21 protein-coding genes and 1 tRNA gene are annotated in these 24,717 nt (G+C 71.1%); 13 read left to right on the forward strand and 9 right to left on the reverse strand.

The window, feature by feature from the left end; translation table 11 throughout:
- Positions 1–25: 25 nt before the first annotated feature.
- Entirely contained in the window at positions 26–667 is a 642-nt protein-coding gene (locus FJM51_RS01210; RefSeq protein WP_140452274.1) for a pyrimidine 5'-nucleotidase, read from the reverse strand.
- A 99-nt stretch (positions 668–766) separates the two neighbouring features.
- On the opposite strand from FJM51_RS01210, the gene FJM51_RS01215 reads away from it, so the two are divergent.
- Positions 767–1,405: a GntR family transcriptional regulator gene (locus FJM51_RS01215; protein ID WP_140452275.1), complete on the forward strand. Its 639-nt coding sequence runs from the start codon at positions 767–769 to the stop codon at positions 1,403–1,405.
- A gap of 9 nt (positions 1,406–1,414) precedes the next feature.
- On the opposite strand, the gene FJM51_RS01220 is transcribed toward FJM51_RS01215, so the two are convergent.
- The gene (locus FJM51_RS01220; RefSeq protein ID WP_140452276.1) at positions 1,415–3,316 is read right to left on the reverse strand and encodes a glycosyltransferase; all 1,902 of its coding nucleotides are present in this window, start codon (positions 3,314–3,316) and stop codon (positions 1,415–1,417) included.
- 128 nt (positions 3,317–3,444) lie between these two features.
- Positions 3,445–4,632: a glutamine-hydrolyzing carbamoyl-phosphate synthase small subunit gene (gene carA, locus FJM51_RS01225; RefSeq protein WP_140452277.1), complete on the reverse strand. Its 1,188-nt coding sequence runs from the start codon at positions 4,630–4,632 to the stop codon at positions 3,445–3,447.
- A 190-nt stretch (positions 4,633–4,822) separates the two neighbouring features.
- Between carA and FJM51_RS01230 the strand changes: the two genes are divergently transcribed.
- On the forward strand, positions 4,823–5,293 hold the full coding sequence (locus FJM51_RS01230; protein ID WP_140452278.1) for a GatB/YqeY domain-containing protein: 471 nt from the start codon (positions 4,823–4,825) through the stop codon (positions 5,291–5,293).
- 153 nt (positions 5,294–5,446) lie between these two features.
- Complete coding sequence (locus FJM51_RS01235) at positions 5,447–6,463, forward strand: aldose epimerase family protein (RefSeq protein ID WP_140452279.1); 1,017 nt, start codon at positions 5,447–5,449, stop codon at positions 6,461–6,463.
- Positions 6,464–6,467: 4 nt separating this feature from the next.
- Here the strand turns inward: FJM51_RS01235 and FJM51_RS01240 are convergent, their stop codons facing one another.
- Positions 6,468–7,367 (reverse strand): LysR family transcriptional regulator, encoded by a 900-nt coding sequence (locus FJM51_RS01240; RefSeq protein WP_140452280.1) that lies wholly within the window; start codon positions 7,365–7,367, stop codon positions 6,468–6,470.
- Positions 7,368–7,658: 291 nt separating this feature from the next.
- Positions 7,659–8,039 carry an AtzH-like domain-containing protein gene (locus FJM51_RS01245; RefSeq protein WP_140452281.1) on the reverse strand — a complete coding sequence of 127 codons (381 nt, stop codon included), beginning with the start codon at positions 8,037–8,039 and terminating at the stop codon, positions 7,659–7,661.
- 50 nt (positions 8,040–8,089) lie between these two features.
- Between FJM51_RS01245 and FJM51_RS01250 the strand changes: the two genes are divergently transcribed.
- The 4 genes from FJM51_RS01250 to FJM51_RS01265 are packed head-to-tail and all read left to right on the forward strand — an operon-like array spanning position 8,090 to position 12,023.
- Entirely contained in the window at positions 8,090–8,773 is a 684-nt protein-coding gene (locus FJM51_RS01250) for a cysteine hydrolase family protein (RefSeq protein WP_140452282.1), read from the forward strand.
- A 21-nt stretch (positions 8,774–8,794) separates the two neighbouring features.
- Positions 8,795–10,381: a regulator gene (locus tag FJM51_RS01255; protein WP_140452283.1), complete on the forward strand. Its 1,587-nt coding sequence runs from the start codon at positions 8,795–8,797 to the stop codon at positions 10,379–10,381.
- Between the two features lie 5 nt (positions 10,382–10,386).
- Positions 10,387–10,587 (forward strand): DUF4089 domain-containing protein, encoded by a 201-nt coding sequence (locus FJM51_RS01260; protein WP_140452284.1) that lies wholly within the window; start codon positions 10,387–10,389, stop codon positions 10,585–10,587.
- A complete protein-coding gene (locus tag FJM51_RS01265; protein WP_140452285.1) occupies positions 10,584–12,023 on the forward strand; it encodes an AtzE family amidohydrolase in 1,440 nt (479 codons plus the stop codon). Before FJM51_RS01260 ends, FJM51_RS01265 begins: the two co-directional genes overlap by 4 nt.
- 48 nt (positions 12,024–12,071) lie before the next feature.
- Here the strand turns inward: FJM51_RS01265 and FJM51_RS01270 are convergent, their stop codons facing one another.
- Positions 12,072–13,661: a hypothetical protein gene (locus FJM51_RS01270; protein WP_140452286.1), complete on the reverse strand. Its 1,590-nt coding sequence runs from the start codon at positions 13,659–13,661 to the stop codon at positions 12,072–12,074.
- Positions 13,662–13,820: 159 nt separating this feature from the next.
- Between FJM51_RS01270 and FJM51_RS01275 the strand changes: the two genes are divergently transcribed.
- The 3 genes from FJM51_RS01275 to FJM51_RS01285 all read left to right on the forward strand — a co-directional run bounded on the left by FJM51_RS01275 (position 13,821) and on the right by FJM51_RS01285 (position 16,355).
- Positions 13,821–14,822 (forward strand): LacI family DNA-binding transcriptional regulator, encoded by a 1,002-nt coding sequence (locus FJM51_RS01275; RefSeq protein WP_140452287.1) that lies wholly within the window; start codon positions 13,821–13,823, stop codon positions 14,820–14,822.
- Between the two features lie 154 nt (positions 14,823–14,976).
- The gene (locus tag FJM51_RS01280) at positions 14,977–16,032 is read left to right on the forward strand and encodes a sterol desaturase family protein (protein WP_140452288.1); all 1,056 of its coding nucleotides are present in this window, start codon (positions 14,977–14,979) and stop codon (positions 16,030–16,032) included.
- Entirely contained in the window at positions 16,029–16,355 is a 327-nt protein-coding gene (locus tag FJM51_RS01285; RefSeq protein WP_140452289.1) for a MocE family 2Fe-2S type ferredoxin, read from the forward strand. Before FJM51_RS01280 ends, FJM51_RS01285 begins: the two co-directional genes overlap by 4 nt.
- A gap of 74 nt (positions 16,356–16,429) precedes the next feature.
- On the opposite strand, the gene proC is transcribed toward FJM51_RS01285, so the two are convergent.
- Positions 16,430–17,233, reverse strand: coding sequence for a pyrroline-5-carboxylate reductase (proC, locus tag FJM51_RS01290; RefSeq protein WP_140452290.1), 804 nt, complete (start codon positions 17,231–17,233; stop codon positions 16,430–16,432).
- Between the two features lie 523 nt (positions 17,234–17,756).
- Here proC and FJM51_RS01295 point away from each other — a divergent pair.
- The 3 genes from FJM51_RS01295 (at position 17,757) to FJM51_RS01305 (ending at position 22,897) form a co-directional block, all read left to right on the forward strand.
- Complete coding sequence (locus tag FJM51_RS01295; RefSeq protein ID WP_140452291.1) at positions 17,757–18,971, forward strand: NAD-dependent epimerase/dehydratase family protein; 1,215 nt, start codon at positions 17,757–17,759, stop codon at positions 18,969–18,971.
- 477 nt (positions 18,972–19,448) lie between these two features.
- Complete coding sequence (locus tag FJM51_RS01300; RefSeq protein WP_140452292.1) at positions 19,449–21,095, forward strand: acyl-CoA synthetase; 1,647 nt, start codon at positions 19,449–19,451, stop codon at positions 21,093–21,095.
- Between the two features lie 38 nt (positions 21,096–21,133).
- A complete protein-coding gene (locus FJM51_RS01305) occupies positions 21,134–22,897 on the forward strand; it encodes an acyl-CoA dehydrogenase (RefSeq protein ID WP_140452293.1) in 1,764 nt (587 codons plus the stop codon).
- A gap of 24 nt (positions 22,898–22,921) precedes the next feature.
- On the opposite strand, the gene FJM51_RS01310 is transcribed toward FJM51_RS01305, so the two are convergent.
- Both FJM51_RS01310 and FJM51_RS01315 read right to left on the reverse strand, forming a co-directional pair.
- Positions 22,922–24,490 (reverse strand): acetolactate synthase large subunit, encoded by a 1,569-nt coding sequence (locus FJM51_RS01310; protein WP_140452294.1) that lies wholly within the window; start codon positions 24,488–24,490, stop codon positions 22,922–22,924.
- 89 nt (positions 24,491–24,579) lie between these two features.
- Positions 24,580–24,654 (reverse strand) — tRNA-Gln (locus tag FJM51_RS01315).
- Positions 24,655–24,717 lie beyond the last annotated feature (63 nt).

The following is a 24,717-nucleotide window of genomic DNA, read 5'->3' on the forward strand; positions in this document are numbered from 1 at the left end:
ACCTCGGTCCGCCTTCCTTCGCGCCTCACGCCAGCAGCCGCAGGAACTCCGTCAGGTCGTCCGTCTGGTGGTGCACATGCGGCGCGATCTCGGCCGGGCCGACGAGCACGGTGCGCATGCCGAGGCGATGGGGAACCGCGAGATTGCGCGGGTCGTCCTCGAACATCGCCGCGCGCCGGGTGTCGAGCCCGTCGAGCGCGAAGACCGTCGCGAAGGCGGTGGCCTCCGGTTTCGGCACGTGGCGCGCATCCTCGAATCCGTAGAGCGCGTCGAAGGCGCCGTCGAGGCCGAGCGCCTTCGTCACCCGCCGCGCATGTTCGCGCGAGCCGTTGGTATAGACGATCCGCCGCCCCGGCAGCGCCGCGAGCGCGGCCCGGAGTTCCGGGCTCTCCGCGATCATCGAGAGGTCGATGTCGTGCACATCGGCGAGATAGGGTTCGGGGTCGAGCGCGTGCACCGCCATCAGCCCCGCGAGCGTCGTGCCATGTTCGCGCCAGTAGGTCGCGCGGAGCGTGTTCGCCCGGTCCCGGTCCACGCCGAGCGCGCGCATCACATAGGCGGTCATCCTCGCCTCGATCTGGTCGAAGAGGCGGATCCCGGGCGGATAGAGCGTGTTGTCGAGATCGAAGACCCAGGTCTCGACATGGGCGAAGAGGTCGCGTGCCATGATCCGGAATCTATCCCGCCCCGGCCGGCACCGCAATCGCATGGCTCGCTTTCGCCCGCGCGAGCGGATAGGGTCGGCGCGCAACTGCGGATGGAATGCATGGCGGGCTTTGCTCAGGGTCAGAAGGATGCCTTCTACCTGGTTCTGGAGGCGATCGATCAGGGCGAGTTCCGCCCGGGCGAGCGTCTGGTCGAGGCGGAACTGGCGGAACGTTTCGGCGTCTCCCGCACGCCGATCCGCGAGGCCCTGCAGCGGCTGGAGACCCAGGGCGTGCTCGCGCGCGACGGGCGCAGCCTCGTCGTCGCGAGCCTCAACCACGATCAGCTGGGCGAGCTCTATGTCGTGCGCGCCGAACTCGAGGGGCTGGCCGCCCGGCTCGCCGCGCAGCACGCGGCGCCGGAGGAGATCCGGGTGCTCTGGGAAATGGTGCGCAAGGACCGCGAGCTGATCGCGCGGCCCGAGCTGCTCGCCCGCGCCAACAAGCGTTTTCACCGCCAGATCCACATGGCGAGCCACAACCGCTACCTGATCCAGCAGCTCGACATGGTGCACCGGGCGATGGTGCTGATCGCGACGACCTCGCTGGTGGCGGAGGGGCGCGGCGAGAAGGCGCTCGAGGAGCACGAGCGGATCGTGCGCGCGATCGAGGCGCGCGACGGCGACGCGGCCGACCTCGCGCTCCGCGAGCACATCAGCCAGGCCTTCGAGACGCGGCTGAGGCTCGAGGCGGAGCGCTAGGGCGGGGCGCTAGGCGGGGCTCTCGGCGAGGGGCGCGGGGCCGAGCCCGTGCTCGGTCTTGTGCCAGTGGAACGGCGCTTGGAAGATTTCCAGCACCGCGCGATAGGCCGCGACCGCGCCGAGCGGCCAGTAGAGGCAGAGCGTCGGCACCCAGGGCAGCAGCCGGAGCCGGCCGGCGTCGCGCGCCGCGATGAAGGCGATCGCGAGCATGATCGCCTGCCCCGCGATCATCGAGACGAAAAAGGCGAGCCGGAGCGACCAGGGCAGCCCCTGCCAGACCGGGACGTGGAAGCCGTAGGTGAGCGCGCCGGTGAGCCAGAAGAGCGGGATCGCGAGGTAGGAGGTCAGCGCGCCGAGGAACAGCACCTGGAAGCCGAGAAAGCCGCGCGCGCCGAGATCGCGCCAGAGCGCCCAGGGGTCGCGCATGTGGCTCGCCCAGGTGATGGCATAGCCCTTCAGCCAGCGCGAACGTTGCCGGATCCAGGCGGGTACGGTCAGCGTCGCCTCCTCCATCGTGGTGGTCGGCAGCATTTCGCAGCGGTAGCCGAAACGGGCGAGCCGCATGCCGAGGTCGGCGTCCTCGGTCACGTTATGGGCGTCCCAGCCTCCCATCATCTCGAGCTGGGCGCGGCGGAAGAAGACGGTCGTGCCGCCGAGCGGGATCGGGATGCCGAGCCGCTGCACGCCGAGCAGGATCACCCGGAACCAGATCGCATATTCGAGCGTGAAGCAGCGCGCGAGCCAGCCCCGGTCGGTATTGTAGATGTCGAGATAGCCCTGCAGGCAGGCGACCTCCGGCGGCGCCTCGGCGAAACGCGCGACGACGGCGCGGATCTGGCCCGGATCGGGCCGGTCCTCCGCGTCGTAGACGCCGACGATCTCGCCCCGGCAGAGTGGCAGCGCGTAGTTCATCGCCCGCGGCTTCGTCCGGGTCGCGTCGGCGGGCACGCTCACCACCTCCATCGTCGGCGGCAGCGGCGTCTCCTCGATCGCGGCGCGGGTAAGGGTGTCGTGCTCCTCCAGCACCAGCTTGATGTCGAGGAGCGCGGGGGGATAGTCGAGCGCCTGGAGCCCGGCGAGCAGGCCGCGGGCGACCCGCGCCTCCCGGTAGAGCGGAACGAGCAGCGAGACCCGCGGCAGCCTGCGCGCGCGGATCCGGCGGATCCCGCCCGGCGGCGGCTCCAGCACGGTCGGGCCGAGCCTGTAGCGGGCGAAGAGCGCGGTCAGGCGCAGGGCCATCGTCGCCGCGTTCGCGATCAGCACCCAGACGAGCAGCAGCCGCAGCGCCACGAGGGGCGCGGCGCAGGCGGAGGCGGCGACCAGCCCGGCGGCGAGGCGTGGCCACCAGCGCCGCGAGGCGCCGAGCCAGTCGCGGCAACTGAACCGGGCGGGGCAGAGCTCGCGCGCGTCGTCGCGCAGCCGGTCGCGGAACACCTCGGTGATCGCCGCGCGGATCGCGGTGGGGGCGGCCAGCGCGACGGTCACCTCGCCGGCGCCCGCGCCGAAGGCGGCGGCGGCCTCCGCGCGCCGCCGCGGGTCGCCGATCACGATGACGCGGAGCGGCCCGAGATCGCGCCAGGGAATCGCCTCGAGCGCGAGGCAGAGATAGGGATCGAATCGCGCGACCAGGTCCGGATCGGCGGGCGCCGCGTCGAGATCGATCCGGCCGAGCCCGGACTGGCGCGCCAGCGCGTCGCCGAGAGCCTCGGCGCTGATCAGGCCGTCCGCGACGAGGATCCGGCCGAGTGGCGCGTCCTGCGTGCGCTGCGACTCGAGCGCGCGCGCGAGGGCCTCGGCGCCGATCGCGCCCGCGCCGACGAGCACGTCTCCGAGCCGCCCGGGAGGGGCGGGTTCCGCCGGAGAGGCGGCGGGTCCCGGCTCGGCCGGGGCGAAGGGAAGGACATGCGCCATGATCGGACGGGTTTGCCGCGGTCCGCGCAATCCCGCCAGTCCGGCGTGAAACTCCGGTTAACGCCGCCGTCCGCCGTCACCGCCGGCCGTTCGCCGCGCCGGACGCCCGCCCCCGGCGGGCGCATGGCTCATTTCATCGAGGCGACGAAGCGTTCGAAGAGATAGAAGCTGTCCTGCGGCCCCGGGCTCGCCTCCGGGTGGTGCTGCACCGAGAAGACGCGGCCATCGGTCGTCGCGATCCCGCAGTTCGACCCGTCGAAGAGCGAGATATGCGTCTCCACCACGCCCGCCGGCAGCGTCTGGCTGTCGACGGTGAAGCCGTGGTTCATCGAGGTGATCTCGACCTTGCCGGTGGCGATCTCCTTCACGGGATGATTCGCGCCGTGATGGCCGTGGTTCATCTTGATCGTCCGCGCGCCGAGCGCGAGCGCGAGCATCTGGTGGCCGAGGCAGATGCCGAAGACCGGGATGTCGGATTTCGCGAGCACTTCCTGGATCATCGGCACCGCGTAGGCGCCCGTGGCCGCCGGGTCGCCCGGGCCATTGGAGAGGAACAGCCCCTCGGGCTCGTGCGCGAGCACCTCGGCCGCGGTCGCGGTCGCGGGCAGCACCGTCACGTCGCAGCCGGCCGAGGCGAGGCAGCGCAGGATGTTGCGCTTGGCACCGTAGTCGATCGCGACCACGCGCCGCCCCGGCGCCTCGCGCCGCCGGTAGCCGTCGGGCCAGGCCCAGCGCATCTCGTCCCAGCGGTAGCTCTGCGCGCAGGTCACGTCGCGCGCGAGGTCCATGCCGGTCAGGCCGGGGAAGGCGCGCGCGCTCGCGACCAGCGCGTCGAGGTCGAATTCGCCGCGCGGGTCATGGGCGATCGCCACGTGCGGCGCGCCCTGCTGCCGGATCGCGCGGGTGAGGCGGCGGGTGTCGATCCCGCCGACGCCGATCCGGCCGCGGCGGGCGAGCCAGTCCGGCAGGTCGCCGGTCGCGCGCCAGTTCGAGGGCTCGGTCGGGTCCCATTTCACCACCATCCCGGCCGCGACCGGCTCGCCGGTCTCGTCGTCCTCGAGATTGACGCCGACATTGCCGACATGGGGGAAGGTGAAGGTCACGATCTGCCCGGCATAGGAGGGATCGGTCATGATCTCCTGATAGCCGGTCATCGCGGTGTTGAAGCAGAGCTCGGCGACCGCGGCGCCGATCGCGCCGAAACCCTTGCCATAGAAGACCTGGCCATCGGCGAGCACAATGCAGGCAGTGGCGCGGAGCGCGCCGTCGGGCGCGGCGGCCAGCGCCTGTTCGGAAGGGGCTGCACGTTCGGTCATCATCGAATCCTGATCGGAGGTCGCGCGCAACCTACGCCCGGCCGACATTGGGGTCAACCCGAAGTCTCCCGCGGGCAAGTGGCAGGCAAATCAATGGCTTGCTCCCCGCGCCGCGACTTGCGTCTCAGCGCGCGGAGGAGTATGAGGGCGGTTTACGCGGCGCTGGCCGCCAGAGACAGCAAGGTGTGCAATGCTTCGCACGAGGCTTTCGAGCGATCTGAAGGAGGCGATGAAGTCGAAGGACACGGTCCGTCTGTCGACGCTTCGCCTGATCTGCGCGGCGATCAAGGACCGCGACATCGATGCGCGCATCGCCGAGGGCGGCGACGCGGAAACCTGCGAGGGCTGTTCGGAATCCGAGATCCGGTCGATCCTCGCGCGCATGATCAAGCAGCGCCAGGAGAGCGCGCGGGCCTATGACGAGGCCGGGAGGCCGGAGCTCGCGGCGCAGGAACGCGCCGAGATCACGGTGATCCAAGGCTATCTGCCCAAGCAGCTGAGCGAGGCCGAGGTCGAGCGCGCGGTCGCCTCCGCCATCGCGGAGACGGGCGCGAGTTCGGTGCGCGACATGGGGCGGGTGATGGCGCATCTGAAGGCGCGCCACACCGGCCAGATGGATTTCGCGCGCGCCGGCGCCGCGGTCAAGGAAGCCTTCCGCTGAGGGCGGGCGGCGCTTCGCCCTTTGCCTCCGGCCGCCCGGCGGGCTAGCCTTCGCGCGTGTCCGCCGGGGCCGCCCGGGACGATCCGCTCGTACCGATGAAGCGGGGCGCGGCGCGACGCGCGTCTCGGACATCGTGAGGATCGGTAAGGCGGCATGAGAAAGAAGAAGTTCGGCGAACTCGAGGGGCGGAGCGTCGACGCGGTCACGCTCGAATCGGCCGACGCGGCGGTCACGATCCTGAGCTTCGGCTGCGTCACGCAGGACTGGCGCGTGGACGGCCCCGCCGGCAGCCTGCCGATGGTGCTCGGCTTCCCGGTCTTCGAGAGCTATCTGACCGCTTCCCGCTCGCATGGCGCGATCGTCGGGCGGATCGCCAACCGGACGAAGGATGCCCGGTTCGACTTCGACGGCCGGACCTGGGAGCTGACGCCGAACCACGGGCCCGGGCTCCGGCACCATATCCACGGCGGCGCCATCGGGCTCGGCAAGCGGAACTGGGCGATGGAGACCGACGGCGCGGCCGGGACGGTCCTGCTCTCCTACCGGAGCCCGGATGGCGAGGAGGGGTATCCCGGCGCGGTGGATTTCACCGTGACCTTCCGGCTCGACGGGCCGGCGCTGACCTGCGAGATGCGCGGCGTCCCGGACCGGCCGACGCCGATCAATCTCGCGAGCCACACCTATTACAACCTCGGCGGCGGCGGGAGCGTGCGCGACCATACCCTCTTCGTCGATGGCGCCGAGATCACGGTGCTCGATGCCGAGAGCATCCCGACCGGCGAGATCAGGGCCGTCGAGGGAACGCGCTACGACTTCCTCGAACCGCGCGAGATCGAGGCGAGCGATCCGGGCCGCGAAGGGCTCGACATCAACTACGTGCTTCGTCCCGGCCGGGACCAGAGCACGCCCGCGGGCTGGGCGCGCTGCCCCCGGACCGGCATGATGATCCGGGTCTTCACCGACCAGCCGGGGCTGCAGATCTTCGACGCGCCGACGATGACGGTCGCGGCGCCGGGGCACGGGGGCGAGCAATACCTCCCCTATGCCGGCCTCTGCTTCGAGGCGCAGCATTTCCCCGACACGATGCATCATCCGGACTGGCCGGGCATCGTGGCGACGCCGGAGGCGCCCTATTTCCAGCGCCTCGCGGTCGAGATCGCCAGGGGCTGAGCCCTCAGCCGGCCTCGATCGCCTCCAGCGCCGCGGCGAGCTGCAGGGCGAATTTCGCCGAGGCGACCGGCAGCGCGCGGCCCCGCATCTGCCCGAGCAGCAGCAGGCCCGGGCGGATGTCGCGCGCGGGCAGGGGGCGGACCACCAGACGCGGATGGGCGGGCGGCAGCCCGATCGGGATCTGGAAGCTCACCACCCGCTCCCGCAGCACGTATTCGCGCATCATCTCGAAACTGTCCGCCTCCAGCGCCGGGGCGAGGCGGCGCGAGCGGCCGTGGGTCGCGAGGTCGAGCAGATGGCGCACGCCGTATTCCTCCGACGGCACCACATGGGGCACGTCGAGGCAGTCGCGCAGCCGCAGGTCGGGGCGCTCCGCCAGCGGATGATCGGCGGCCATGATCGCGCAGACCGGCTGCGGGATCGCCTTGATCACCTCGAAATCCGCGAGATGGACCGGCTCGAAGACCAGCGCGAGATCGGTGGAGAAATTCGAGAGCTCACGCTCCGCCGCCGCGCGGTCGCGCACGCGCACCGAGAAGGTCACCGCCGGATGGTCGGCGCGGTAGCGCGCGATCTGCTCGGGCAGGAAGATCGGGTTCAGCGCCTGGGAGCAGGCGATGGAGACATGGCCGCGGCGGCTGCCGGCGAGATCGGCCACCTGCGAGCGGACGCGTTCCAGATCGCCGATCTGGCTCCGGATGTGATGCATCAGCAATTCGCCCGCCGGATTGAGCCGCACCCCGCGCGGCAGCCGTTCGAAGATCCGTGCGCCGAACTCCTCCTCGAAGGCCTGGATGCGCCGGTTGAGCGCGGAGGAGGTCAGGTTCATGTCCTCGGCCGCCTTCCGGATCGAACCGGCGCGCGCCACGTCCTGGATGAGCCGCAGGGTGCGAAGATGTCTCATGATCGTTCCGCAACTGGTTGAACGGATGGTGTTTCGCTACCGCCGTGGCGCCTCTCGTCGAAGCCGGCGGCTTGTGCGCTGCGAAAAACGCACCGGATCGCTGAAATCTTAGCAGTAGATGTCACCGCTCCGCGACCGCAATCTCGCAGCCGGCTGCCACGTCAGAGCGGAGAGGCAATGGAGCTTCCGGACGACCCGAGGACCGCTCCCGGCGCGCGAGACGGCGCGCCGCGCCCCCGGCCGGGGCCGGGGGGAGACGGAAAATGCCCGGGGCGTGCCGGGGCGGGGCGCTCAGCCGGCGGCGCCGAGGCTCACATGGGCCGAGGCGATGCGCCATCCCTCCGGCCGGCGAACCCAGACCTGGCTCTGCGCGCCGCGCCGGCCCGAGCCGCGGCGCCGGTATTCGGCGGTGGCGACGGCGACGTCGGGGCCGAGCGCGACGATGTCGACGCGCAGCAGGTCGCGGGCGATGTCGGAGACGTCGCGGCCCTTCCGGAAGGCGGCGATCGCCTCGATCCCGTAGAGCCCGCCCTCGGTCATCAGCCGGACGGCCTTCGGGCTCTGCCAGAAATAGCCGGTGAGCGCCGCGACGTCGTTGGCGCCCAGCGCCGCCTCGTAACCGTCGAAGGCGGCGCGAACCTCCGCCTCCACGGCGCCCGTATCGAATTCCATCCCGAACCCTCCGCGGTTTCCCGCCGCGAGCCTAAGCGAAAGGTGCGCGCATGAGCCAGACACTGGATGCCGAGCCGGGGCCGCTCTCCTTCGAGATCGGCAAGACGGCGCTCGTCGTCATCGACATGCAACGCGACTTCCTCGAACCCGGCGGCTTCGGCGAGACGCTCGGCAACGACGTCTCGCTGCTCCAGGCCGCCGTCGGCCCCTGCGCCGCCGCGCTCGCCGCCGCGCGGGCGGCGGGGATGCTCGTCATCCACACGCGCGAGGGACACCGGCCCGACCTTTCCGACGCGCCGCCGGCGAAGATCGCGCGCGGCGAGCCCTCGAGGCGGATCGGCGATCCGGGGCCGATGGGCCGCATCCTGGTCAGGGGCGAGCCGGGGCACGACATCGTCTCCGCGCTCTATCCGGCGGAGGGCGAGGTCGTGCTCGACAAGCCGGGCAAGGGCGCGTTCCACCAGACGGATCTGGAGCAGATCCTCAGAAACAACGGCGTCGACACGCTGCTCGTCTGCGGCGTGACCACGGAAGTCTGCGTGCATACCACGATCCGGGAGGGCAACGACCGCGGCTATCGCTGCGTGGCGATCGGCGACGCCTGCGCCTCCTACTTCCCGGAATTCCACCGCGTGGGCCTCGAGATGATCAAGGCCCAGGGCGGCATCTTCGGCTGGGTGAGCGACAGCGCCGCCCTGACCCGCGCGCTCGACGCCGCGCGGGCGGCGGCCTGACCGAAACAAGGGGATAGCGAAATGACCTCGACGACGCTGGGGCGGAGCGGCCCCAAACTCTGGGTTCCGGGCGACTGGAACGCCTTCTTCGGCTTCGGCACCAACATCCTCGTCAACCTCTTGGTGCTGACGGGGCTGCTGCAGTTCGTGTTGAAGATGCCGACCGAACTCATCTTCGGCCGCATTCTGCCCGCGACCGGGCTCATGATGTTCCTCTCGACCGGATACTACGCCTGGCTCGCCTGGAGCTATGCGAAGCGGACCGGGCGGGACGACGTCTGCGCGCTGCCCTCGGGCATCAGCGTGCCGCACATGTTCGTCGTCACCTTCGTCATCATGCTGCCGATCGCGATCGAGACCGGCGACCCGGTGATGGGCTGGGAGGCGGGCCTGGTCTGGGTGTTCTTCCAGAGCTTCATCCTGATGATCGGCGGCTTCATCGCGCCCTTCGTGCGCCGGGTGACGCCGCGCGCCGCGCTGCTCGGCGCGCTCGCGGGCGTCTCGATCGCCTTCATCTCGATGAAGCCCGCCTTCGACATGTTCCTCAACCCGGTGATCGGCATGGTCTCCTTCGGGATCATCCTCGTCGCCTGGTTCGGCGGCGTGCGCTACCCCCGCGGCATCCCGGCGGGCCTGATCGCCATCGCCTTCGGCATGGCCGTGGTCTGGATCGCGGCGATGTTCGGCTATTCGATCGCGGGCATCAGCCCGGAGGGCTTCCGCGCGGCCTTCTCGAACTTCGGCTTCTCCTTCCCGATCCCGGCGATCGACCATGTCCAGGACGGGTTCAAGTATCTCGGCGTGATCCTCGTCACCGCGATCCCCTTCGGCATCTACGACCTCGTCGAGGCGATGGACAATGTCGAGAGCGCGGAGGCGGCGGGCGACCACTATCCGACCACCCGCGTGCTGACCGCGGACGGCGTCGTGAGCCTGATCGGCTGCCTGATGGGCAATCCCTTCATCAACGCGGTCTACATCGGCCATCCGGGCTGGAAGGCGATGGGCGGGCGCATCGGCTATTCCTTCGCCACCGGCGTCATGGTCATCCTGCTCTGCTGGTTCGGGATCATCTCGGTCATGCTCGCGCTGATCCCGGTGGTCGCGATCTCGCCGATCCTGCTCTACATCGGCATGCTGATCGGCGCGCAGGCCTTCCAGAGCACGCCCGCGCGCCACGCGCCGGCCGTCGTGCTCGCGCTGCTTCCGAGCATCGCGGCCTGGGCCCAGACCATGGTCGACGGCGCGCTGGGCGCGGCCGGGGTCCAGGTCACGCCGGACCTCGTCGCCGCGATGGCGGGCAACGGCGTGCTCTACCAGGGGCTGCACATCCTCGGCGGCGGCGCGATCCTCTCCGGGCTGATCCTCGCCTCGATCGCGGTCTTCATCATCGAGAAGAAGCTCGAGACGGCGGCGGTCTTCGCCTTCGTCGGCGCGGCGCTCACCTTCTTCGGCTTCATGCATGGCTCGGCGATCGGCATCAACGTGACGCCGCTGGTGGCGCTCGCCTATGCGATGCTGGCGGGCTTCCTCTATCTCTGCGGCCGGCTGGAGACGGTGGAGACACCCGCGCCCCAGCCCGACGCGGCGCTCGAGCCGGCGGAGTGAGCGCGATGGGGCCGACCGACTGGGAGACCTACCTCGACGCCATGACCCCGGCGGTCGGCCTGACGCTCGATCCCGCCTCGCGCGCCGGGGTGATCCGCTTCCTCGGCCTCGCGGCCGAGATGGCGGCCCGGCTCGAGGCGGTGGAGTTCGCCCCAGACGCGCTCGATCTCGACGCGACGCTGGCGCTTCCGGAGCCTCGGCGATGACCGGCGCGCTCGATCCCTTCGCCTCGGCGACCGAGATCGCCCGGGCGGTCCGCGAGGGCGCGGTCCCGGCCGTCGCCATCGCCGAGGCGGCGCTCGAACGCGTCGCGGGGCGGAACGCGGAACTCAACGCCTATACCACCGTGACGCCGGCGCGGGCGATGGAGGAGGCGGCGGCGATCGACGCCGCCGTCGCCGCCGGGCGCCCGGTCGGGCCGCTCGCGGGCGTGCCCTTCGCGGTGAAGAACCTCTTCGACGTCGCGGGCCTGCCGACGCGCGCGGGCAGCCGGATCAACCGCGAGCTTGCCCCGGCGGCGGCCGACGCGGTGCTGGTCCAGCGCATGAACCGCGCGGGCGCCGTTCTGCTCGGAACGCTCAACATGGGCGAATACGCCTATGACTTCACGGGGGAAAACGCGCATGACGGCATCTGCCGCAACCCGCATGATCCCGCCCGGATGAGCGGGGGCTCCTCCTCGGGCTGCGGCGCGGCGACCGCGGCCGGCCTCGCGCCGGTCTCGCTCGGCTCCGACACCAACGGGTCGATCCGGGTGCCGGCCTCGCTCTGCGGCGTCTTCAGCCTCAAGCCGACCTACGGCCGGCTGCCCCGGGCGGGATCCTTTCCCTTCGTCGACAGCCTCGACCATCTCGGCCCCTTCGCGCGGACGGCGGAGGATCTCGCCCGCGCCTATGACGCGCTCCAGGGCCACGATCCGCGCGATCACGGCTGCGTCGCGCGGCCGCCCGAGCCCACGCTGCCCGGGCTGACCGCGCCGCGCCCGCTCCGCGTCGGCGTGCTCGGCGGCTGGTTCCGGGAGAACGCGGGCGAGGAGGCGCGGGCCGCGCAGGCGCGCGTCGCCGAGGCGCTCGGCCGCGACGCGGAGGTCGGCCCGCTCCGGCTCGACGCGGCGGAGGCGGGACGGGCGGCGGCCTATCTGATCACCAATTCCGAGAGTTCGGAATTCCACCTGCCGCGCCTGAGGGAGCGCGCGGCCGAATACGATCCCGACACGCGCGACCGCTTCCTCGCCGGCGCGCTGCTGCCCGCCGCCTGGGTCGCCCGCGCGCGGCGGGTGAGGCGCTGGTGGCTCGACCAGGCGCTGGCGGCCTTCGCGCGCTTCGACCTGCTCGTGGCGCCCGCGACGCCCGTTCCCGCGCCCGCGGTCGGCCAGAAGACGCTGGAACTCGGCGGCCGGACCGTGCCCCTGCGCCCGAGCCTCGGCCTGCTCGCGCAGCCCTTCTCCTGCGTGGGCCTGCCCGTCACCTGCGTCCCGGTCTTCGGGGAGCACCGGCTGCCGGTCGGAGTGCAGATCGTGGCCCCGCCCTGGCGCGAGGATCTCTGCCTGCGCGCGGCGCATCTGCTCGAACAGGCGGGCGTCGCCGTGGCGCGGCCCCCGGCCGACGCCGCGGAGCCGCGGACGGTGGCGACGCGGGCCTGAAGGATCGCCCGGCACCGGCCTTGGCCGGGCCGGGCGCGTCCCGAAGGCTCAGGCGAAGACGAAATCCGACGCGCCGAGCTCACGCAGGTCGTGGAGGCCCGTCAGCGTGACGCTGTCGCCGCTCGCGCCGAACTCGATCCGGGTGTCCGCGCCGAGGTCGGCGAGGGTCATGTCGGACAGTTTCGAGAACCCGTAGGCGCTGACGTCGATCTTGTCGCCGTCGCAGGTCCGGAAGTCCCAGATGTCGTCCTTCCCGCCGCCGGGCAGGAAGACGAAGGTATCGGCGCCGCCGGTGGCATGGCCGGACATGGCGTAGCCGTCGCCGACCATCAGGTCGCAGGACTCGCCCCCGACCAGCGTGTCGTCGCCGCCGGTGGCGTGGCCGGACAGGCGCTCGCCGTCGCCGTAGAGCCGGTTCTCGCCGCTGTTCGCGGCGAAGATCAGGTCGTCCCCGCCCCGGGCATGGCCCGAGAGCTTGTCGGCGTCCCCGAAGAGCAGGTTGAGCTTCGTCCTTTCGCCGCCGATGATCGTGTCGTCGCCGCCGCGCGCATGGTCCAGGAGATGGCCCGCGTCGCCCCGGATCGCGTTGACGCGGCCGTGCTCGCCGCCGAGCATGGTGTCGTCGCCGCCGCGCGCGCGGTCGTACATCCATTCGGCGTCGCCGAAATCGTCGGCGTAGGCCGCCCGGGCGCCGCCCTGCGTCACATCGTCGCCGCCCCGGCTCTCGCCATACATCCGCTCGCCTTCGCCGCGCAGCGTGTTGTGGGTCGCGTCGTCGCCGCCGACGAGGATGTCGTCGCCGCCCCGGCTCCGGTCGTGCATCTGCGCCCCGTCGCCGTTCAGGATGTTGTGCCCGGCATGGGCGCCGCCGGCGAGCCCATCCGCGCCGCCCTGGCTCCGGTCGCGCATCTCCGCCCCGTCGCCCGTCAGGATGTTGAGCCTGACATGGACCCCCCCGGCGAGCAGGTCGTCGCCGCCCCGGCTCTCGTCATGCATCGCGAAGGCGTCGCCGGTCAGGATGTCGCGCCTCGCATGATCGCCGCCGGCCAGGACGTCGTCGCCGCCGCGCGCGCCGTCGTACATCTCGGACGCGTCGCCGCTCAGGAGGTTGCGGTCCGCGTGCCCCCCGCCCGAGAGCACGTCCGCGCCGCCCCGGCTCCGGCCCGCCATCAGGAAGGCGTCGCCGGTCAGTTCGTTATGGCCGGCGCGCGCGCCGCCGCTCAGCACATCCGCGCCGCCGAGGGCGCGGTCGTACATCTCCGCGGCGTCGCCGGTCAGGACGTTGCGGCCGGCACGGTTCCCGCCGGCCAGCACGTCGTCGCCGCCCCGGCTCCAGGCGTACATCAGGAAGGCGTCGCCGGTCAGTTCGGTGCGATGGGCGTGAGTCCCGCCGGTCAGCACATCCGCGCCGCCCCGGCTCCGGCCGAGCATCTCGGAGGCGTCCCCGACCAGGATGGTCCGGTTCGCGTGATTCGCGCCGGTCATCACATCGTCGCCGCCCCGCGCCTTCTGCCGCAGGGCGGCGGTCGCGTCGCCATAGGCGATGGCGCTCATCCCGTCGGGCAGTGCCAGAACCTGGTCGCCGCCGCGTTGCCGCCCGATCAGATCGCCGTCGATGTCCCCGAAGAATAGCCGCATGCGTTTCCTCCCCTTTGCTTCTTGGCCGAGCCTGGTTCGTTGAGGCCCAACTTGAATTGAACCCGTTTCATTTGGCAAGGCTCGACGCATTGACACAGATCATTGCGTCGCCTCTAAAATCGGGAACGGTTCGCGGCCGGGCCGCGTGAGGAGCCCGCGATGGCGAAGCCGACCTTCAACGATATCGCGCTTCGCGCCGGGGTCGGCGTCGCGACCGTCGAACGCGTGCTGAACGGCCGGGGCGGGGTGCGGCCCGCGACCGTCGAGCGCGTGATCGCCGCCGCCCGCGCGCTCGACTATCCCCGCCGCCTGCCGGAGGTGCACCGCGGGCTCCTCCGGATCGAGATCCTGCTGGTGCGGCCCGAGACGGGGTTCTACGCCCGTCTCTCGCGCGCCTTCGAGCGGATCGCGGCGACGCTCGACCCGACGGTGCGCGTGCATCGCACCTTCCTCGACGAGGCCGATCCGGAGGGAATCGCGCGCCGCGTCGCTCAGCGCGAGCCGCGCCGCGCCGGGCTCATCCTCGCCGTGCCCGACCACGCCGCCATCCGCGCCGCCGTCGCCGGGCTCGGCCCGGACACGCCGATCGTGCATGTCGTCACCCGCGCGCACGAGAGCGTCGGGGAACTCGTCGCGATCGACAACCGCGCCGCCGGGCGCAGCGCCGCGATGTTCATCGCCCGGATGCGGCAACGGCCCGGCACCGTCATCGCGGTCTCCCACCACATCTACGAGGTCCACCGCGCCCGCCTGCGCGGCTTTTCCGACTATTTCGCCGAGCACGGGCCGGAGGGGCTGGCCTTCCGCTGGATCGGCTTCACCCGCGACGACCGGCGCGTGGCGGGCGACCTGCTGTTCCGCGCCTTCGACCTCTGGCCCGACCTCGTCGGGATCTACAACGCCGGCGGCGGGAACACCGGCCTCATCGACGCGCTGAGGCGCCACCCGCGCGGGCGCGAGCTCTTCTTCGTCGGGCACGAACTCAGCGAGGCGACGGAGGCGGCGCTGCGCGACGGGATCATGGACATCGTGCTCGACCAGGCGCCCGAGGCGCAGGCGCGGCGCGCGATCGACCTGATGCTGCGCCGGATCGGCCTGCTCGGGATGGAGCCCGACACGCGTCCCATCCGCTTCACCACGGTGACAGCCGAGAGCCTTTGATCTGATCTGATCAAGCGAGTCGTGGATCCCGGGCCGCGCGAGGCGTATCTCCATTCCCATCAACGAAGACAACGGGACGCGCCCCGAAGGGGACGGGCGGCAAAAAGCCGCGCGGCGGGCGCCTGTCTCCCGCACCGACGCGGAGGAGCACGCGATGGACGACCTCGAATACGGCAAGAGGAACAAGCGGGGCGACTGGTCCCCGAACGAGCCCGCGGCGCTCGCGCCGCTCTTCACGACGCCCTTCGACCTGAAGGCGCTCGCGAAGTGGCTGCCGCACTACTTCTTCCCTTGGAACATTCTCTTCGCGCTCTCGGCCGTCGCATACTGGGCCTGGATCATCCCGCCGGTCGAGACGATGGCGACGCTCTCCTGGGGCTGGGCGCTCTGGCTCTACGCGGTGAACGCGGTCGCGACCTTCCTCTTCTTCGGCGCCTTCGAACTGCATCTCTACGTGCTGCGGCGCCAGGCGAACCGCTTCAAGTACAATGGCAAGTTCCCCTCGGAACAGAAGAGCGGCGTGTTCTGGTTCCAGAGCCAGAACCTCGACAACATCCTGCGCACCTTCCTCTCCGGCGTGACGATCTGGACCGCGATCGAGGTCGTCACCCTCTGGGCCTTCGCCAACGGCTACGCGCCCTGGCTGGGCTTCGCCGACCATCCGGTCTATCTCGCCGCGCTCGCGCTCGTCGTGCCGGTGATCCACGAATTCCACTTCTTCTGCGTGCACCGGCTCATCCACACGCCCTTCCTCTACAAATGGGTGCATTCGGTCCACCACAACTCGGTCAACCCGTCGCCCTGGTCCTCGCTCTCGATGCATCCGGTCGAGCATCTGCTCTACTTCTCGACGATGTTCTACCACCTGATCATCCCGTCGAACCCGATCATCGCGCTCTACCAGCTGAACTACGCCGCCTTCGGCGCGATCCCGGGCCATGTCGGCTTCGACAAGGTCGAGGTGGGCGAGGACCACGTCGTCGACAGCCACGCCTATGCCCACTACCTCCACCACAAGTATTTCGAGGTGAACTACGGCGACGCGCTCATCCCGCTCGACAAGTGGTTCGGCACCTGGCACGACGGCTCCCCCGAGGGCGAGGCGCGCATGAACGAACGCTACCGCGCCCGCAAGGCGAAGCTCGCCGCGGCCGAGGCCCGCAGGGCCGCCCGTAATCCCCAGCCCCAAGTCAAGGAAGCCGCGCAGTGAGCACCCTCGCCGACACCTGGATCACCGTCTGCCGTCTCGACGACATCGAGCAGGAGGGCGCCTTCCGCTTCGACCACGGCGCGCGCACCTTCGCCGTCTACCGCGCCCCCGACGACAGCGTCTGGTGCACCGACGGGCTCTGCACCCACGAGGCGGTCCATCTCGCCGACGGGCTGGTGATGGGTTACGAGGTCGAGTGCCCGAAACATTCCGGCGCCTTCGACTACCGCGGCGGCGAGGCGATCCGCCTGCCGGCCTGCAAGGATCTCAACACCTATCCCGCCGAGATCGTCGGCGACGAGGTGCGGATCCGGATCGGCTGACCTCCACCTTCCGGGCCCTCCGGGGCCCGGCCTTTCGCATTCCCCTGGACCGACCCCGGCGCCGCGCGCCGGGATCATTGCTTTCCGAGTTCCTCCGCCCGCGCGAAGGCCGCCCGGACCGCCTCGGTCATCAGCCGGGTCAGCCGGTCCTCGCCCATCAGCACGTCGAGCGCCGCGGCCGTGGTGCCGCCCGGGCTCGTCACCGCCCGGCGCAGCGCCGCCGCGTCCTCGGGCGCGGCTTCCGCGAGCGCGGCGGCGCCGAAGACGGTCTGGCGCGCCGCCTCGGTCGCGACGTCGTCGGGCAGGCCGATCGCCCGCGCCGCGTCCGCCAGCGCCTCGATGAAGTGGAAGAGATAGGCCGGGCCGGAGCCGGAGACGGCGGTGATCCGGTCGATCATCGTCTCGTCGTCGAGCTCGAACACGCGCCCCGAGGGTTCCAGAAGCCGGCGCACCAGCGCCCGCTGCTCCGCCGTGACGGCGGCGTTCGCGGTGAAGCCGAAGACGCCGCGCCCGATCGCCGCCGGCGTATTGGGCATGCAGCGCACGATCGCGGCCTCCCCGAGCCCGCGGGCGAGCGCGGCCATCGTCGTGCCGGCGGCGATGGAGACGAAGCAGCCGTCGCGAAACCGCGCGTAACCGGGCAGGACCTGCTCCATCATCTGCGGCTTCACCGCGAGGATCGTCACGTCGGGCGCGAAGCCTTCCGGGATGCCGGAGTGGTCCGCGACCGCCAGGGCGCCCGTCGCCTCGGCCCGTTCCCGGAGCGGGGCGGCCGGTTCGACCACGACCACCTCGGGCGCATCGGCCATCTTCATCCAGCCCGCCAGCATGGCATGGCCCATGTTGCCGCAGCCGACGAGCAGAAGCCGGATCGTCATCTTGTTCCTCCCTCCGCGCCAAACGCGGGAAATCCCTGATCTTTCCCCGCGCGGCCGGGTCCGGCCGGTCCGCCCGGGACGGGGAGGGGATGGGCGAAAACGGCTGGCGCGTCAACGTTCCCGGGGCCGGCCGAGGCGATACACGTTTCGCGTGTGGTAGAAGGCGCGGGAGCTCCCGCCGCGCCCAAAAAAAAGCCAAAAATAAACCCTATTTGAGAAGTTTCCCTCGCAAGCGTTTGCGCGCTGCAAAAAAACGTTGACACAAAGGTGATCTGACGGAACCTTCGAGAGACGATCGATGGCTCCGTAGTTGAGATTTCGATTGAACAGCCGGATGGCCACGATCGGTGGGGGAGTGGTTCGGCTCGCATACCTGCTTGTCGCGCGGGAGCAAGATCGCCCGCGCGTGTGATGTCGGCTTCGCGCCGGCGCGCCGGTCACCGGAGGTGAGCGGACGGGGCGCGAATGAGTGAAGCGGCTGATGGATCAGAGGCCGGTGGTTCGCTGAGAGGGGATAGGTGGTATGGCGGATATCGTTGTTTTCGGTGGAGACGGTTACATTGGCTGGCCGCTGGCGCTCGAGCTGGCGACGTCCCATCCGCAGAAGAAAGTGCTGATCGTAGACAACTACCTGACGCGCGCCCATGCCGAGGCGCTCGAGGGGGGGTCGCTCCTGCCGATCCGGCCGCTGCCGGAGCGCGTCGCCGCCTACCGGGACGCCTTCGAACTCGACAATCTCGACTATCTCGAACTCGATTGCGCCAATTCGGACCAGATGACCGAGTTCATGCGGAGCATCTCGCCCGAGGTGGTCTATCACCTCGCCCATCAGCGGGCCGCGCCCTATTCGATGCTCGGCCTGAAGGAATGCGTCGAGACCATCACGAACAACGAGGTCGGTTTCCTCAACCTGATCTGGCTGCTCCGGGACTATCACCCGAACTGCCACCTCGTGAAGCTCGGCAGCTTCGGCGCCTATGCCAAGGCCGGGCTCGACATTCCGGAAGGCAACGCGGTCATGTCGTGCAACGGCAAGACCTCGGCCGGACCGATGCCCTTCCCGCGGGCGAGCGACGACTTCTATCACATCACCAAGATCAACGACGGCAACTTCGCCGGTCTCGCGGCCCGCAAATGGGGCTTGCGCGTGACGGACGTGATGCAGTCGACCGTCTTCGGCGCGATGACCGACAAGACGCTCGCGGACGAGCGGATGCACACCCGCTTCGATTATGACGAGATCCTCGGCACCGTGCTGAACCGGTTCTGCGCCCAGGCGCTCTGCGGCGTGCCGCTGACGGTCTACGGGCTCGGCACGCAGACCTCGGGCATCATGACGCTCGAACACTGCATCGCGGTGCTGGTCTCGCTCGCCGACGCGCCCTGCGCGCCCGGCACCCACCGGATCATCAACAACTGCCCGAAGGTCTATTCGATCAACGAGCTCGCGGAGATGGTCCGGCTCGAGGGCACGAAGCTCGGGCTCAACGTCAAGGTCGCGCGCAACCGCTACAATCCCCGGTTCGAGGACGGGGTCTCCCACGACTATTCGGTGGAGACGTCCTATCTCTCGAAACTCCCGGACCCGATGCCGATGCGGCTCGCGGTCGCGCGGAGTCTCGAGGTTCTCGGCCGGCACCGCGACCAGATCCGCGTCGCCTGCGTCGAGCCGAGGCACGACTGGATGGGCACCGGCGGCGCGGCGCAGGCCGAGGAGCCCGTCGCCCACAGCGGCTGAGTTCGCCGCCAGGAAACCCGTCGAGCACCGGAAACAGGAAGGCCAGCGCAACAGCGCTGGCCTTTCGGCTTGCCGCGCCCCCGGGGCGGGGAGTCTCGACCTCGGGACCGGCCGGGCACGCGCTCCGCCCGTCGGGGCGGGCGCCGTCAATCCGAGTCTTCGGAATGAGATCAAATTTAATAAACAAAAATAGCATATTGCGATCGTTTATTCATGCTATGTCCGGCCTCCCTTCCGGCTGTCGGGCCAGGACCGTGGCGCGGTCGCTTGCCGCGCTCCGGCGCCGCGGCCCGTCGCCAGCGCGGCGCCCCCCCGGCCTTGGTAGGGTATGGCCTCGGCGCGGCTTGGATTTTCCCGGGGCCTGCGCGAAACTCCGCCGCGATGTGGCGGGCCAAACCGATCCGGGGACGCCGGGGGCGATGTGAACGCGCCGCCGGTCCAACCTCCGGGCGCGGGAAGCCCCTGGAGGGAACGATCATGCCGACGACACCGTCTCCCTATGCGAGCGGCCTCGACAGGAACGCGGCGAATCATGTGCCACTGACGCCGACGAGCTTTCTCGACCGCGCGGCCGATGTCTGGCCGGAGCGGACGGCGGTCGTGCATGGCGCGGTCCGGCGGAGCTGGGCCGAGACGGCGGCGCGCTGCCGCGCGCTCGCCTCCGCGCTCCGGCGCCGGGGAGTCGCACCGGGCCAGACCGTGGCCTTCCTCGCCGCGAACACGCCCGAACTCTTCGAGGCGCATTTCGGCGTGCCCGGCATGGGTGGCGTCCTGAACGCGATCAACACCCGGCTCGACCCGGAGGCGATCGCCTTCATCCTCGGCCATGGCGAGGCGCGGATCCTGTTCGTGGACCGCGAATTCTCCGCCACCGCGCGCCGCGCGCTCGCGTTGCTCGGCCGGCGGATCCCGGTGATCGACATCGACGATCCGGCCTTCGAGGGCGGGGAGCGGATCGGGGAGACGGATTACGAGGCCTTCCTCGCCGAGGGCGACGCGGCCGAGCCCCTCGCCGGCCCGTCCGACGAATGGGATCCGATCGCGCTCAACTACACCTCCGGCACCACCGGCAATCCGAAGGGCGTCGTCTACCACCATCGCGGCGCCTATCTGAACGCGGTCTCGAACGCGCTCTCCTGGGAGCTTTCCGGCGCGCCGGTCTATCTCTGGACGCTGCCGATGTTCCACTGCAACGGCTGGTGCTTCCCCTGGACCATCGCCGCGGTCGCGGGCGTCGCCGTCTGCCTGCGCGCGGTGCGCGTCGAGCCGGTGCTGGAGCTGATCCGGACCGAGAAGGTCACGCATTTCTGCGGCGCCCCGATCGTGCTCAGCCTGATCAGCAACGCCCCCGCCGAACTGCGCGCGGGCATCACCCACAAGGTGAAGGCGATGGTCGCGGGCGCCGCGCCGCCCGCCGCGATCATCGCCGGGATGGAGCGGATGGGCTGGGAGGTCACCCATGTCTACGGCCTCACCGAATGCTACGGCCCGACCGTCGTCAACGTCTGGCACCACCGCTGGGACGGGCTCGACCTGACGGAGAAGGCCGCGATCAAGGCGCGCCAGGGCGTGCGCGGGCCGATGCTCGAGGCGGTGATGGTCGCCGATCCCGTCACGCTGGAACCGAGGCCGAAGGATGGCGAGACGATCGGCGAGATCCTGATGCGCGGCAACAACGTCAGCGCGGGCTACCTGAAGAACCCGACCGCGACGGCGGAGGCCTTCGCGGGCGGCTGGTTCCATACCGGCGATCTCGCGGTCTGGCACGAGGACGGCTATGTCGAGATCAAGGACCGCTCGAAGGACATCATCATCTCGGGCGGCGAGAACATCTCGTCGATCGAGGTCGAGGACGTGATCTACCGCCACCCGGACGTGCTGGAGGCCGCCGTCGTCGCGCGGCCGGACGAGAAATGGGGCGAGACGCCCTGCGCCTTCGTGACGCTGCGCGAGGGGGCGCGGGTGACGGAGGCGGAGCTCATCGCCTTCTGCCGGACGCAGCTCGCCGGATTCAAGATTCCGAAGGCGGTGGTCTTCGGGCCGCTGCCCCGGACCCAGACCGGCAAGGTGCAGAAATTCGTGCTGCGCGCCGCGGCGCGCGATCTCTCCGCGGAACAGGGCTGACGGCCCGCCCGGGTCTCGCCGAACAAGGACGCCATTCCATGACCGACTATACCCCGCCGCTCCGGGAGATCCGCTTCGCGCTCGACACGCTGGCCGGCCTGCCGGAGATCGCGGCCCTGCCGGGCTACGAGGAGGCGACGCCCGACCTGACCGAGTCCATTCTCGAGGAGGCGGCCAGGATCGCCTCGGGCGTGCTGGCGCCGCTCAACCGGGCCGGCGATCTCGACGGGGCGAAGCTGACCGGGGAGGGGGTCCGGACCACGCCCGGCTGGCGCGAGGCCTGGGCCACGCTGATCGAGGGCGGCTGGAACGCGCTGCCCTATCCGGCCGAATTCGGCGGCATGGCGCTGCCCGGCGTCCTGAACCTCGCGGTGCAGGAGATGTGGCAGACCGCGAACATGGCCTTCGCGCTCTGCCCGATGCTGACCCAGGGCGCGGCCAACGCGATCGCGCTCTACGGCTCCGATGACCAGAAGGCGCGGTTCCTGCCGCGCATGGTGACGGGCGAATGGACCGGCACGATGAACCTCACCGAGCCGCTGGCGGGCTCCGACCTCGCCGCGGTCCGGACCCGGGCGGTGCCGGAGGGCGGCGCGTACCGGATCACCGGGCAGAAGATCTTCATCACCTACGGCGACCACGACCTGACGGAGAACATCGTCCATCTCGTGCTCGCGCGCCTTCCCGACGCGCCGGCGGGGGTGAAGGGGATCTCGCTCTTCATCGTGCCGAAGGTCCTGCCCGACGGCGCGCCGAACGACGTCTCCTGCGTCTCGCTCGAGCACAAGCTCGGCATCCACGGCAGCCCCACGGCGGTCCTCGCCTTCGGCGAGAAGGGCGGCGCGCTCGGGGAACTGGTGGGCGAGCCGAACCGCGGGCTCGAATACATGTTCTCGATGATGAACCACGCCCGTCTGAACGTCGGCCTGCAAGGCCTTGCGATCGCGGAGCGTTCCTATCAGCAGGCCCGGGCCTACGCGCGCGGGCGCCAGCAGGGGCGGCCGGTCGGCTGGCAGGGCGGGCCGGTCGGCATCGTCGAGCACGCGGACGTGCGCCGGATGCTGATGAGCATGAAGGCGCGGATCGAGGCGATGCGCGGCCTGCTCTACCGCGTCGCAGCCGACTCCGATGTCGCGCATCGCCATCCCGATCCGGCGACGCGGGCCGAGGCACAGCGGCGCGTCGACCTGCTGACCCCGGTCGCCAAGGGCTGGTGCACCGAGACCGGGATCGAGATCGCCTCGCTCGGCGTGCAGGTCCACGGCGGCATGGGCTATATCGAGGAGACCGGCGCGGCGCAGCACTGGCGCGACGCGCGGATCACGACGATCTACGAGGGAACGACCGCGATCCAGGCCAACGCGCTGGTCGGCCGCGGCGTGCTGCGCGACGAGGGCGCGGCGGCGGGCGCGCTCATCGCGGAGATCGCCGCCGAGGGCCGCGCGCTCGCCGGCGGGCCGCTCGCCGCCGAGGGCGCCGCGCTCGCGGAGGCCGCCGACACCGCGGCGCGCGCGGTCGTGGCGCTGCTCGCCGCGAGCGAGGAGGAGCCGCGCCGCGCCTTCGCCGCCGCCGTCCCGTTCCTGACGATGCTCGGCACGCTCGCCGGGGCGCAGATGCTGCTGCGCGCCGCCGCCGCCGCGCTGGCCGAGACCGGGCGCGGCGACGCGGATCCCTGGTGGTCCGCCCGCGTCGGCCTCGCACGGTTCTACGCCGCGCATGTCCTGCCCCGCGTCGGCGCGGAACTCGCGGCGACGCGGGAAGGGGCGGGGGCGGTCTTCGCCTTCGACGAGGAGCTGCTCTGAGCGAAGGCCCGCGGCGGTCCGCCGTCAGGCGGCGCCGGTGAGCCGCGCCTCGACCAGCCGCGCCTCGATCAGCCGGGGGCCCGGCGTCGCCATCGCCTCGCGGAAGGCGTCGAGAAAGCCCTCCGCGTCCTCGACGCGCCGCCCCGGCACCCCGTGCCCGGCGGCGAGCGCGACCCAGTCCAGTTCCGGATCGTCCACGTCGAGCATGCGCGCGGCGTTGCGGCCCACCTCCGCGACGCCGAGGCTCGCGAGTTCGCCCCGCAGGATCCGGTAGCCGCGATTGGCCAGCACGACCACGGTCACGTCGAGCCGCTCCCGCGCCATGGTCCAGAGCGACTGGAGCGTGTACATCGCCGAGCCGTCGCCGGTCGGCGCGATGACCTTGCGCCCGGGACAGGCCACCGCCGCCCCGACCGCGAGCGGCAGCGCCGCGCCGATCGCGCCGCCGGGATTGGCCAGCCAGTCATGGCGCCGCGCGCACCGCGTCGCATCCGCGATCGGCTGCCCGGCGGTGATCGCCTCGGCGCAGAGGATCGCCCCCTCGGGCATCAGCGCCGCCATCGCCTGGCCGACCGCGGTGGGCGTCAGCGGCCCCGCCGGCGGCGGCGGGAGGTCGAGCGGCAGCGTCTCGGGCTCCGCGCCCGCCGCCCCGGTCTCCTCCGCCAGCGCGTCGAGCGTCCAGCCGATGTCCATCTCCGGGTCGCAGAGATCGAGGATTCGGCAGCCGGCCGGCGTCGGCGTCGAGGGCCTGTCGGGATAGGCGAAGAAGGCCACCGGCTCTCCCGCGCCGAGGAGCACCATGTGCCGGACGTCGCGCAGGATCGCGACGTTCTCCAGCACCGGATAGCGCAGGCATTCGATCGCCACCGCCCCCGCGCCGCGCTCGATCCGCGGCACGAAGAGATCGGTGACGAGCCGGCAGCCGGTCCGCCGGGCGATCGCGCCGGCCTTGCGCGCGAACGCCCCGTGGAGGACCGGCCCGTTCACGAAGAGCGCCGCCCCGGCTTCGCGAAGCGCCTCGGCCGCGGCGCGGACCTGATCGGGCCGGGGGCGGTGGAGACGCACGGGCGGAAGCATCGGCGCCGCCGCCTCCGCCGCCTCCCAGGCCGTATCGGCCGGCAGGATGAGCGTCGCGATCCGGCCGTTTCCCGCGCGCGCCGCCCGGATCGCCTCCGCGCCGTCGGTCGCGACGGCGCGCGCGTCCGCGCTCACCCGCCACCAGTGCGAGACACCCCGCGCGACGCTCTCGATATCGCCCCGGAGCGGCGCGTCGTAGCGCAGGTGATGGCTCGCATGCTCGCCCACGACATTGATCATCGCGCTCCGCGCCTTGCGCGCGTTGTGAACACTGGCATAGCCGTTGCCGAAGCCCGGCGCGAGGTGCAGGAGCGTCGCGGCCGGCCGGCCGGTCATCCGGTGATAGGCATCCGCCGCCCCGGTCACGCCGCCCTCGAAAAGCCCGAGCACGCAGCGCATCTCCGGGTTCCGGTCGAGCGCGGCGACGAAATGCATCTCCGACGTGCCGGGATTGGCAAAACAGACATTCACCCCGCCCGCGAGAAAGGTCTCCACGAGCGAGTCCGCGCCATTCATCATCCCTGCCTCCGGCCTGCACTGGGTGGTCCGGTGACCTTCCTAGTCCATGGCGCCGCCCGGCGCCACGGCGCGGAGAGGGAGGGGGATGGCTGGGGCGGCAGGATTCGAACCTGCGAATGACGGTACCAAAAACCGTTGCCTTACCGCTTGGCGACGCCCCAATCGGCCCGTGTTCTATTGCCCCGGAAGGCACGCCACAAGAGGAAAGGCGCCGCCCCGCGGGC

The organism is Amaricoccus solimangrovi (genome assembly GCF_006385685.1).
GTDB classification, from domain to species: domain Bacteria; phylum Pseudomonadota; class Alphaproteobacteria; order Rhodobacterales; family Rhodobacteraceae; genus Amaricoccus; species Amaricoccus solimangrovi.

Excerpts from the sequence above, each read along its gene's own strand:
- FJM51_RS01245 (WP_140452281.1), bottom strand. The coding sequence starts at position 8,039 with ATGGAATTCGATACGGGCGCCGTGGAGGCGGAGGTTCGCGCCGCCTTC.
- FJM51_RS01275 (WP_140452287.1), top strand. The coding sequence starts at position 13,821 with ATGGCGAAGCCGACCTTCAACGATATCGCGCTTCGCGCCGGGGTCGGC.
- FJM51_RS01235 (WP_140452279.1), top strand. The coding sequence starts at position 5,447 with ATGAGAAAGAAGAAGTTCGGCGAACTCGAGGGGCGGAGCGTCGACGCG.
- FJM51_RS01210 (WP_140452274.1), bottom strand. The coding sequence starts at position 667 with ATGGCACGCGACCTCTTCGCCCATGTCGAGACCTGGGTCTTCGATCTC.
- FJM51_RS01220 (WP_140452276.1), bottom strand. The coding sequence starts at position 3,316 with ATGGCGCATGTCCTTCCCTTCGCCCCGGCCGAGCCGGGACCCGCCGCC.
- FJM51_RS01230 (WP_140452278.1), top strand. The coding sequence starts at position 4,823 with ATGCTTCGCACGAGGCTTTCGAGCGATCTGAAGGAGGCGATGAAGTCG.
- proC (WP_140452290.1), bottom strand. The coding sequence starts at position 17,233 with ATGACGATCCGGCTTCTGCTCGTCGGCTGCGGCAACATGGGCCATGCC.
- FJM51_RS01265 (WP_140452285.1), top strand. The coding sequence starts at position 10,584 with ATGACCGGCGCGCTCGATCCCTTCGCCTCGGCGACCGAGATCGCCCGG.
- FJM51_RS01240 (WP_140452280.1), bottom strand. The coding sequence starts at position 7,367 with ATGAGACATCTTCGCACCCTGCGGCTCATCCAGGACGTGGCGCGCGCC.
- FJM51_RS01250 (WP_140452282.1), top strand. The coding sequence starts at position 8,090 with ATGAGCCAGACACTGGATGCCGAGCCGGGGCCGCTCTCCTTCGAGATC.
- FJM51_RS01305 (WP_140452293.1), top strand. The coding sequence starts at position 21,134 with ATGACCGACTATACCCCGCCGCTCCGGGAGATCCGCTTCGCGCTCGAC.
- FJM51_RS01280 (WP_140452288.1), top strand. The coding sequence starts at position 14,977 with ATGGACGACCTCGAATACGGCAAGAGGAACAAGCGGGGCGACTGGTCC.
- FJM51_RS01300 (WP_140452292.1), top strand. The coding sequence starts at position 19,449 with ATGCCGACGACACCGTCTCCCTATGCGAGCGGCCTCGACAGGAACGCG.
- FJM51_RS01260 (WP_140452284.1), top strand. The coding sequence starts at position 10,387 with ATGGGGCCGACCGACTGGGAGACCTACCTCGACGCCATGACCCCGGCG.
- FJM51_RS01215 (WP_140452275.1), top strand. The coding sequence starts at position 767 with ATGGCGGGCTTTGCTCAGGGTCAGAAGGATGCCTTCTACCTGGTTCTG.
- FJM51_RS01310 (WP_140452294.1), bottom strand. The coding sequence starts at position 24,490 with ATGAATGGCGCGGACTCGCTCGTGGAGACCTTTCTCGCGGGCGGGGTG.
- FJM51_RS01255 (WP_140452283.1), top strand. The coding sequence starts at position 8,795 with ATGACCTCGACGACGCTGGGGCGGAGCGGCCCCAAACTCTGGGTTCCG.
- carA (WP_140452277.1), bottom strand. The coding sequence starts at position 4,632 with ATGACCGAACGTGCAGCCCCTTCCGAACAGGCGCTGGCCGCCGCGCCC.
- FJM51_RS01270 (WP_140452286.1), bottom strand. The coding sequence starts at position 13,661 with ATGCGGCTATTCTTCGGGGACATCGACGGCGATCTGATCGGGCGGCAA.
- FJM51_RS01295 (WP_140452291.1), top strand. The coding sequence starts at position 17,757 with ATGGCGGATATCGTTGTTTTCGGTGGAGACGGTTACATTGGCTGGCCG.